The sequence below is a fragment of the Nostoc sp. UHCC 0252 genome (assembly GCF_034931145.1).
Lineage (GTDB): Bacteria > Cyanobacteriota > Cyanobacteriia > Cyanobacteriales > Nostocaceae > Nostoc.
Window position 1 is genome coordinate 22,246 of record NZ_JAYGHE010000084.1, and the last position, 8,248, is coordinate 30,493.

The window sequence follows — 8,248 nt, forward strand, 5'->3', positions numbered from 1 at the left end:
TGCACATTTTTATGAGATTTCTCAAAGCCTTACAGTATAAGATTTTTAAAATGTGCAAGATGTGAGATACCCAACTCTCAGGTAGGGGCAATTCATCAATTGCTCTTACAGCGTCCTTTATACCATCTTCGGCAAATCACTTATAATATGTCATTGCGAATGCAACGAAGTGGAATGTTCGCGTAGCGTCTCGTAGAGATAGCAATCGCAAAGGTTTGGGATTGCCGCGCAACGCTCGCAATGACATAAGTATTAAGTCGGACATGATATGACTATTAATTAGAGCTAGTTTCACCAACTTGATAAGCTTCTAAAAGCCTAGCATGATCGAGAGTAAATCCTACTTGCATAGCTATTTGGGTAAATAGATCAATCTCAGGCTGTTGCCAATCACGAGGCCCAGAACACTGATGTGCAACCAACAAACCAAATAATTGCTCATCTTTGATAATGGGTGCAACTAGATTTGCTTTCACAGCAAAAGATTCGAGCAGGCTAATGTGACAATCAGCCAAACCTGACTCATAAATGTTGTTTGTAGCCACAACACGGCCAGATTGGTACTTTTCTATATAGCCTTCAGTGAAACATGGGTCATAGATTTTAGACTGCAAAACTTTGGGATAAGCTGGAACCACTGATTCGGCAATTATAACTCCGAACCAATTAGCATAAAAAGTATAAACCAGTACTCTATCAGTGCTTAATGCTTTGCGAACCTCTTCCACAGTGGTTTTCAAGACATCTTCTTCTTTAAGGGATTTACGAATACTGCGGGTAATATTCACTAGTAATTGGCTTCGCATAGCTTCAGCCTCGATTCGTTGCAGGAGTCTGGCATGTTCGAGAGCGAATCCGACTTGCATGGCTATTTGGGCAAATAAATCAATCTCAGATTGTTGCCAATTACGGGGTTTGGAACATTGATGTGCAATTAATAAACCATACAACTGCTCATCTTTGAGAATGGGTGCAACTAAATTTGCTTTCACACCAAATGATTCGAGTAGGTTAATGTGACAATCAGCTAAACCGACTTCATAAATGTTATTTATTGCCAGAACGCGACCAGACTGATACTCTTCTACATAGCCTTGACCAAAACATGGATCTTCGATTTCAGCCCGCAAAATTTTTGGGTAAGTGAGAACAACTGATTCGGCAATTACAGTTCCAGACCAATTTGCGTTAAAGCTATAAACCATCACTCGGTCAGTACTCAGTACTTTGCGAACCTCTTCTACAGTGGTTTTTAAAACATCTTCTTCGTTAAGCGATTGGCGAATGCTGCCGATAGTATCCGCTAGCAACTGACTTTGTACACCTTCAGCCTCGACACGTTGCAGGAGTCTGGCATGGTCAAGAGCAAATCCGACTTGCATGGCTATCTGGGCAAATAAATCGATTTCAGGCTGTTCCCAATCACGAGGTCTGGAACAGTGATGTGCAATTAATAAGCCATATAACTGCTCGTCTTTAAGAATAGGTGCGACCAAATTTGCTTTTACAGCAAAGGATTCGAGTAGGTTAATGTGACAATCAGCCAAACCTGACTCACGAATGTTGTTTGTGGCGACAACGCGACCAGACTGATATTTTTCTACATAACCCCGACTGAAGCAAATGTCTTCGATTTCCGATCGCAAAACTTTGGGATAACCTGGAACTACTGACTCAGCAATCACAGTTCCAGACCAATTAGCGTTAAAGCTATAAACTAGCACTCGGTCAGTACTAAGTGCTTTGCGAGCCTCTTCCACAGTAGTTTTTAAGACATCCTCTTCGTTGAGCGATTGGCGAATGCTGCGGGTAATTTCTATAAATATCTGGGCTTTATCTGCTTTAGTGTCTACTTGTTCTAGAAGCGTGGCGTAGTCTAGGGCAAATCCTACTTGCATGGCTACCTGAGCGAACAAATCAATCTCAGACTGCTTCCAAAAACGCTGTCTAGAACACTGATGACCAATCAATAAACCAAATAGCTCTTTGCCTTTGAAAATAGGTGCTACTAAATTAGATTTGACACTATATTGCTGAAGCAACTCAATATCACTATCACTGAGATCGGTTTGGAAAATATTATCAATAGCACGGGTAGAACCATTTTGGTATTTTTCTCTATACCCTGCCTCAAACCCAGGCTCAGATACTGTAACTCCTAATATTCTGGGTAAACCCGGTGCTACTGATTCGGCGATAAAAGTTCCATTAGAGTTGGAGTTGAAGCAAAAAATGGTTACGCGGTCAATACTTAAAGCTTTGCGAATTTCATCCGAGGTAGTTTTGAGAACATCTTGTTGATTGAATGATTCTCGAACCCATCGGGTAATTTTTGTCAATAGTTCGGAGTAATCAGCTTCGGCTTCTTTCTCTTGTGCCAAAACCGAAAGCAGTTCTGTGAATAAGCTGATGTTTCTCTCTAGCATCACTAACTCATCTTCGTTAGCGATAAAAATTTGAGTAAACTCGCTGTCTGGACGTAGCTTATTCTTGATATTATTAGACATTGCAGCAGCCTTACTGATTCGAGTAATAGCTCGATTCGCCACAAAAACAGCGATCGCACCTGCTACAATTCCTATTCCCCCCATCCCAGCTAGCAGGAGTGACAATTGCCTTTCTTGTAAAGCAAGTTCAGTAGAAGTTGAACTTTCGCCATTCTCTTGGCTAACTTGCGGAATTTGTCTGGTAATTAAATTACTTCCATAAAAGTAAGTAGCTGTTCCAATTGCAACTACAGGAAGGACACTTATACTTAAGGCCCAAACTATTGCTTTAGTCTTTAAGCTCCACTTTTGTTGCCACAGCCTTTGTTGACGATTTTGCCTTGCTTGGTTTTGAGAAAAAGACTGACTCATAAATGAAACCTGGTTTGCTGCAATTGAGAATCAATAACCTCACCACCAAATTCTACACAAAACTTATTAAACAAGGATTGGCTTTTAGGAGTATTTTAAAACCTAACTTTCTACGTCATGTTCCATAAGGTTTTCATTCCCTTTCGCCTGAGTCTGATTAACGGGCTTGTTAACAATAAAATGGCGTAGGCGTAGCCCATCGTAGATATCGCTTTGTTGGAATACCCCATTTTTCCATCAGATGTTGCGATTTTCTAGCTATACAGCTAAACAATCTTGCTTTTGTAAGGCGAACTTTATGTAAATTGCGTTTGTCGTTATAAACACACAATTTTTTATAATAAAAAATCAAGTGGTGGTCAGCACAGCTTAAGCTGTTGTTATGAATGCTTCAGTTGTGGTTACTATAACTTAAATTTGCGATAAAAATCATTTAGTTGTGCTGACCGAAGAGGCAGGGGAGCAGGGGAGAAAGATACTGAAATTCCCCTGCAAAAAGGGTTTCAAGCTAGGGTATTGACTTTGATAAAATTTGGTGATTTTCGGTTCATGCTATTTTTGTGAGAGTCAAAAATATCTCTCCTGTCATTGCGAGCGGAGCGAAGCAATCCCAGGCGATTGCTTCGCTTCGCTCGCAATGACTACATAAATGTTGCATGAATTTTTACCCCCTCAAAAGGCATAGAGTCAACACACTAGTTTCAAGCCCCTAAATTTGTTTATGGGGTTTCCCCCTGCCCCCTGCCTCTTATTGACCACAACTTAAATTGTTGTTATGGGTATCAAGGCTGTAGTTATAAATGCTTAAGTTGCCATTAAGATCGGAAGTTTGCAAATGAATTGCGAGAATTTACCAGTATTTATCTGATAAAAATACAATTATTTGTGGATTTTGCTGAACAAAATATAGTTTAAGTAGAGCATAGTAACTTTAGAAACTTCATAAACAAGTAAACTATGTCCCGGAAACAACGCATATCCCGCATTTTAGAAAAAGCTGAGTTAAGATCCTCTGGACTAAGAGCAATTGATGTCAATCTGGATTTTGGGGATGCTTGTAACTTAAAAAACATGACAGAATTAATTGGTAAGTTACGTAACAAGATAGAAGCTCTTAATATCGCTTTAATCATTGCTGACTCTTCCAGAGCAGAGATTAAAGAGTTAGAAAAAAACTTAAGCAGTTTATCTGAGAAAATGCTTATGGGAGTTGCTTGTAAATACGGCAAAGACAGCTGCGAATATGAAATGGCAGGTGGTGTTCGCAAAAGTGAACGTATCCGCAGAAGCAGGTTGGGCCGCTTGAAAAAGCTTACACAGCAAGCATCTAGTGAGAGCGCTCAAGTTACGTAATTTTATTTAAGGTTAAATTAAAAGTGTGTGATGCCTACGCACTGATTTCTACAAGCTCAACATTTATTTTTTAATTGCCGCGATTGCCAAGTTTTCCAGAAATAGCTAGAAATCCAATTGGTAATCATGTGAGCGACAATAGGCACTAATAAGTTTCCTGTGAGCAAGGCGCTATATGCCAATATCATCCCGACAATGGTTGCCCAAGCTACATAAGGCCATTGTTGGGAACCACTAAAATGCAAAACGCCAAAGCAAACACTCGATACAATTACAGCCAAGCTATCCAAGCCTAAAGCTGGCAGCATTACACCCCGAAATAATAATTCTTCACTTAAACCTGGTAGCAAGCCCAGCCAAATTAAATCTGGTAACGCTAAGGGTTTTAGTACAACTTCTAGATAATAATCTGCACTTTTGCGGTAGGGAGTCCAAATGCGATAAGCTATGCCACTTAACGCAGTGATGACAAGTCCCAATCCTACACCCAACAGCAAATCTTTTTCATCCCACTTCCAAGAAAATAGGGAAAAGTTACCAAAGTGCAACGATAGTTTGGCGACTATCAACAAAATGATTGCAGTCACTCCCATCGCTCCAAGTACTTGGATGCGTGTCAAATATGGAATTTCTGGCTCTTGCTTGTGTTGTTCAATCACAGGTTTTTTAAGGTGAAAGGGCAGGGAGCGGGGGGCAGGGAGCAGGGGGAAGGGGGCAGGGGGCAGGGAGCAGGGGGCAGGGAGCAGGGAGCAGGGGGCAGGGAGCAGGGGGAGAATGACTAATGACTAATGACTAATTGACTGCAAAGGTGATAATTTAGGACGCAGAGCAGACGGGTTAATGCCTGCTTTGTGTGCTACTAATACACCCACAGCTTCTAAATATGAGTTTACCTGTATAACTTTGATCCCCAACGGTTGGGGAGGAACTTTGATCAGAGTTTTATTTTCTTCGACTGTAATTATTTGGCATCGGCTTTGGCTTAAACTCAGTAAGGCACTACTACCACAAGCAGTTGCAGGTGCGATCGCAGCATCCACTTCATCAGCCCAAATATCTCCTTTTTCTGATGCAGTCGCTCCTTTATCTATTATAAATTGTGGGGCACGACTTAATCCTACAAGCACGCACGGCAAAAAGGTATAGCCCAATTCTTCGGCGGCGGAACGGGGAGATAAATCAGGTTGTGGAGGTTCGCTCAAAAGGGCGGGAGAATGGGCGCAAGGAATTTGAAAGGTTCGCACTAGCAAATGGCTAATTACGGCTTCTGCACCCGCTAAGGAATCAACGCCTTCACCCTGACGATATTTCTGTACTGCTTCCTCATCCATATCATCGGGGAAACGGGCGACAACTGCGATCGCTTCTGCCCCCGCTTTTTTAATTAATATCTCTGCTGCCCGTAATAGACTATCTGGATTGCCAATTGTCCCCCAACTAGCTCCCGATGCTGTAGTCCGCAATTCTACATTTAATGGTGCATCACTAATTACATAATCTGTTAGAGTTAATCCCAGAGTAGCTCTGACTGCATCGGCGGCTTGTATATGTCGTAGCCGTAACTCTGGCTCAATACCTTGGTCTAAAAGCAAACCTACCTTATTGTTGCGGACTGGACGCAAACCCCAACATCCAGAAGCGAATTTGTCAAGCCCGTAACCTTCAACATAGAAAGCATTAGGAAGATTCCAGTATAAACTTGCGCCATTAAGGACATTGGGGTGAGTAATTAGGCGATCGCAAACCTGTGCTATAACTCTAGCAACAGGTAAAGCATCTCCGGCATAACCCCCAATGGCAGCCCCAACCCCAGTTGGTACAATTAAAATAGCGGTGTATGGACGCATATTGAGTGCTGAGTGCTGAGTTATGAGTTTATCAATCAAAAGCCATTAAATACTAACTCCCAATTTCTAATTCTCAACTTTACAACTTCCATCTCTCAACTCTCAACTTCTAACTCAGTACTCAGCACTCAGCACTCACTACTCAGCACTCTTTGTCACCACAGCTTCAACCGTAGCTTTTTGTTCGTCAGTATCCACAGAAGTAACTGCCCAACGCAGAGGTTCGCCTTGTTTCTTTAACTCTGTTTCAATTACTTCTAGTAACTCTGCGGGAGTTTCTTGTAAATCAATTTCTGCGGTAATAAAATGAGTCGTCATTTTGGTAAATCCTATTGATTTGTAGTTTCTAGAGTAGCTGATTTCATCTGCGATGAAATCCTTATGTTATTTATAAAGTACTGAGAGGATGTTTTAAAAGTATTGGGCGAATAGAATGATGCCTCCGGCACGCCAAGGGCGAACGCTACTACACAAACAATAAGAAAAAATTAAGGGTTTTTAACCTGCGGAGGCAGGTTTTGTCTGTGTAGCCGCGACTTCTAGTCGCCAGGCTTTACAAACATCATCTGATAACTGTTCGCTGATTATTTGCCTTTGCCAAATTGTAACTGATAAAGTGCATCTTCTTTTTCCGTCTGAATTTTCAAATCAGAAAGGGGTTTGGCAATACAAAGCAATACGTAACCTTGCTTTTGCAAATCTGGACTAACGCCCATACCATCAGTTTGATCCACAGTTCCCTCGCTTATTTGACCGGCGCAAGTTGTGCAAACACCAGCATTACAAGAACTCGGCAGTTCCAAACCAGCAGCTTCGGCAACTGATAAGATCGTTTCATTTTCAGGAACTTGCAAGGTATGAATTTTGCCTTGGTGATCGATTTCTACGGTGTAAGTTTTGGGCATATACAAAAGAAGCGTGATGCAACGGACAAATTTCTTAGTTTATCTGAATTAGTTAAAAATATCTAGATGTTACTATAAAAATTTTTGACCATAACTCAACCGTATTGAATTGCGAATTGCGTTAGCGTAGCGTAAAGCCAACTCTTAGAGAGGCTGCGTCAACGCTTAAAGCGAGTCCGCAAAAGTCATTGCGAATTGCGAATTACGGCTTTACTGTTACAGCCAAATGTAACCCTAAAGCATCCAACAAAGAATTTAGACTGTAAAACTCAATTTCGCCTTTATCTAATAGCATCTGGTCAAGTTTATTGTAGAGTTCCTTGACTTGTGCAGAAAGCCGATCAACTCCACCATGCGCTTCTATGACATTTTTCAACGCCTTACTTAACATTTTAGGATCGCTTTCTTCTAAAACAACTTCAATATAAGCTGCTGCTTCTAGTGGATTTTTTAAGTCTTGAATCAGTTTTTCATGATAGCTTGTACTTTTAGGCATCATCTCTACTCTTATAATCTTTCCAATATTCCTTGGCTTTAGCAATATCTTTATCTTGAGTACCTTTATCGCCACCACACAAAAGAATAATAATTGTTGACCCTTCCTGCCCAAAGTATATGCGGTAGCCAGAACCATAGTCTATTCTGAGTTCAAAAACACCCTCACCAACTGATTTACAATCACCTAAATTACCCTCCTCTACTCGGTCAAGCCTTGCTCTGATTTTAGCCTTTGCTTTTCTATCCCGCAGAAAGTCAAACCACTCAGAAAAAATATCTATACCATCAAATCTTAAATAATTCCTGATTTCTTTTGGTTGAACTTCCATATTGAAATTTTCCCAAATGCGCGATCGCGTAGGATGGAGAGTGGAAAGTAGTTGGATCTATTACTCGAAAGTTACTTTTGATACCTCTTCCCCTAGAGGACACCTCCCTTTATTCTTGAGGGGGGAGGAGTGGGTGGTTAGCGTGGGTAGCGAGTTGGTCTCTTCTCTTGCATCGAGACTTGTAAACTCTAACATCTAAAGCAATTCGCAATACAAGCTGGTGAGATTTCCATCTTGAAATTTTTTTCAACTTTGCGGGTGTAAATCAACAATACACACTCTGCACAATGTTACAGCATTAAGCCTTAAGGTTACAGCATTAAGCCTTAAAGTTACAGCATTAAGCCAAAGAGCTAGAACATTAAGACTTAAGGTTACAACATTAAGCCTTAATGTTACAGCGATCGCAGTTGACATAGAATACAGACCATTTGTAAGGGCACAGCATTGCTCATTAG

10 protein-coding genes are annotated in these 8,248 nt (G+C 41.0%); 2 read left to right on the forward strand and 8 right to left on the reverse strand.

What is annotated here, in order from left to right:
* Positions 1-275: 275 nt before the first annotated feature.
* Positions 276-2,858 carry a GAF domain-containing protein gene (locus VB732_RS30420; RefSeq protein WP_323234586.1) on the reverse strand — a complete coding sequence of 861 codons (2,583 nt, stop codon included), beginning with the start codon at positions 2,856-2,858 and terminating at the stop codon, positions 276-278.
* A 957-nt stretch (positions 2,859-3,815) separates the two neighbouring features.
* On the opposite strand from VB732_RS30420, the gene VB732_RS30425 reads away from it, so the two are divergent.
* The gene (locus VB732_RS30425; protein ID WP_323234587.1) at positions 3,816-4,211 is read left to right on the forward strand and encodes a hypothetical protein; all 396 of its coding nucleotides are present in this window, start codon (positions 3,816-3,818) and stop codon (positions 4,209-4,211) included.
* 56 nt (positions 4,212-4,267) lie between these two features.
* Here the strand turns inward: VB732_RS30425 and VB732_RS30430 are convergent, their stop codons facing one another.
* The 6 genes from VB732_RS30430 to VB732_RS30455 all read right to left on the reverse strand — a co-directional run bounded on the left by VB732_RS30430 (position 4,268) and on the right by VB732_RS30455 (position 7,790).
* Positions 4,268-4,870 carry a CPBP family intramembrane glutamic endopeptidase gene (locus VB732_RS30430; protein WP_323234588.1) on the reverse strand — a complete coding sequence of 201 codons (603 nt, stop codon included), beginning with the start codon at positions 4,868-4,870 and terminating at the stop codon, positions 4,268-4,270.
* Positions 4,871-4,996: 126 nt separating this feature from the next.
* Positions 4,997-6,058, reverse strand: coding sequence for a DUF3326 domain-containing protein (locus tag VB732_RS30435; RefSeq protein ID WP_323234589.1), 1,062 nt, complete (start codon positions 6,056-6,058; stop codon positions 4,997-4,999).
* Between the two features lie 138 nt (positions 6,059-6,196).
* On the reverse strand, positions 6,197-6,376 hold the full coding sequence (locus tag VB732_RS30440) for a hypothetical protein (protein ID WP_323234590.1): 180 nt from the start codon (positions 6,374-6,376) through the stop codon (positions 6,197-6,199).
* 266 nt (positions 6,377-6,642) lie between these two features.
* The gene (locus tag VB732_RS30445; RefSeq protein ID WP_251955901.1) at positions 6,643-6,963 is read right to left on the reverse strand and encodes a 2Fe-2S iron-sulfur cluster-binding protein; all 321 of its coding nucleotides are present in this window, start codon (positions 6,961-6,963) and stop codon (positions 6,643-6,645) included.
* Positions 6,964-7,165: 202 nt separating this feature from the next.
* Complete coding sequence (locus VB732_RS30450) at positions 7,166-7,459, reverse strand: hypothetical protein (protein WP_323234592.1); 294 nt, start codon at positions 7,457-7,459, stop codon at positions 7,166-7,168.
* Entirely contained in the window at positions 7,452-7,790 is a 339-nt protein-coding gene (locus tag VB732_RS30455; RefSeq protein WP_323234591.1) for a type II toxin-antitoxin system RelE/ParE family toxin, read from the reverse strand. Before VB732_RS30455 ends, VB732_RS30450 begins: the two co-directional genes overlap by 8 nt.
* 16 nt (positions 7,791-7,806) lie before the next feature.
* On the opposite strand from VB732_RS30455, the gene VB732_RS30460 reads away from it, so the two are divergent.
* Complete coding sequence (locus VB732_RS30460) at positions 7,807-7,989, forward strand: GUN4 domain-containing protein (protein ID WP_323234593.1); 183 nt, start codon at positions 7,807-7,809, stop codon at positions 7,987-7,989.
* Positions 7,990-8,036: 47 nt separating this feature from the next.
* Here VB732_RS30460 and VB732_RS30465 read toward each other — a convergent pair.
* Positions 8,037-8,248, reverse strand: a 212-nt coding sequence (locus VB732_RS30465) for a hypothetical protein (RefSeq protein ID WP_416235787.1), incomplete at its 5' end; no start/stop codon positions are given.

Coding starts and splice junctions, on each gene's coding strand:
- VB732_RS30420 (WP_323234586.1), bottom strand. CDS start 2,858: ATGAGTCAGTCTTTTTCTCAAAACCAAGCAAGGCAAAATCGTCAACAA.
- VB732_RS30425 (WP_323234587.1), top strand. CDS start 3,816: ATGTCCCGGAAACAACGCATATCCCGCATTTTAGAAAAAGCTGAGTTA.
- VB732_RS30435 (WP_323234589.1), bottom strand. CDS start 6,058: ATGCGTCCATACACCGCTATTTTAATTGTACCAACTGGGGTTGGGGCT.
- VB732_RS30440 (WP_323234590.1), bottom strand. CDS start 6,376: ATGACGACTCATTTTATTACCGCAGAAATTGATTTACAAGAAACTCCC.
- VB732_RS30445 (WP_251955901.1), bottom strand. CDS start 6,963: ATGCCCAAAACTTACACCGTAGAAATCGATCACCAAGGCAAAATTCAT.
- VB732_RS30450 (WP_323234592.1), bottom strand. CDS start 7,459: ATGCCTAAAAGTACAAGCTATCATGAAAAACTGATTCAAGACTTAAAA.
- VB732_RS30455 (WP_323234591.1), bottom strand. CDS start 7,790: ATGGAAGTTCAACCAAAAGAAATCAGGAATTATTTAAGATTTGATGGT.
- VB732_RS30460 (WP_323234593.1), top strand. CDS start 7,807: ATGCGCGATCGCGTAGGATGGAGAGTGGAAAGTAGTTGGATCTATTAC.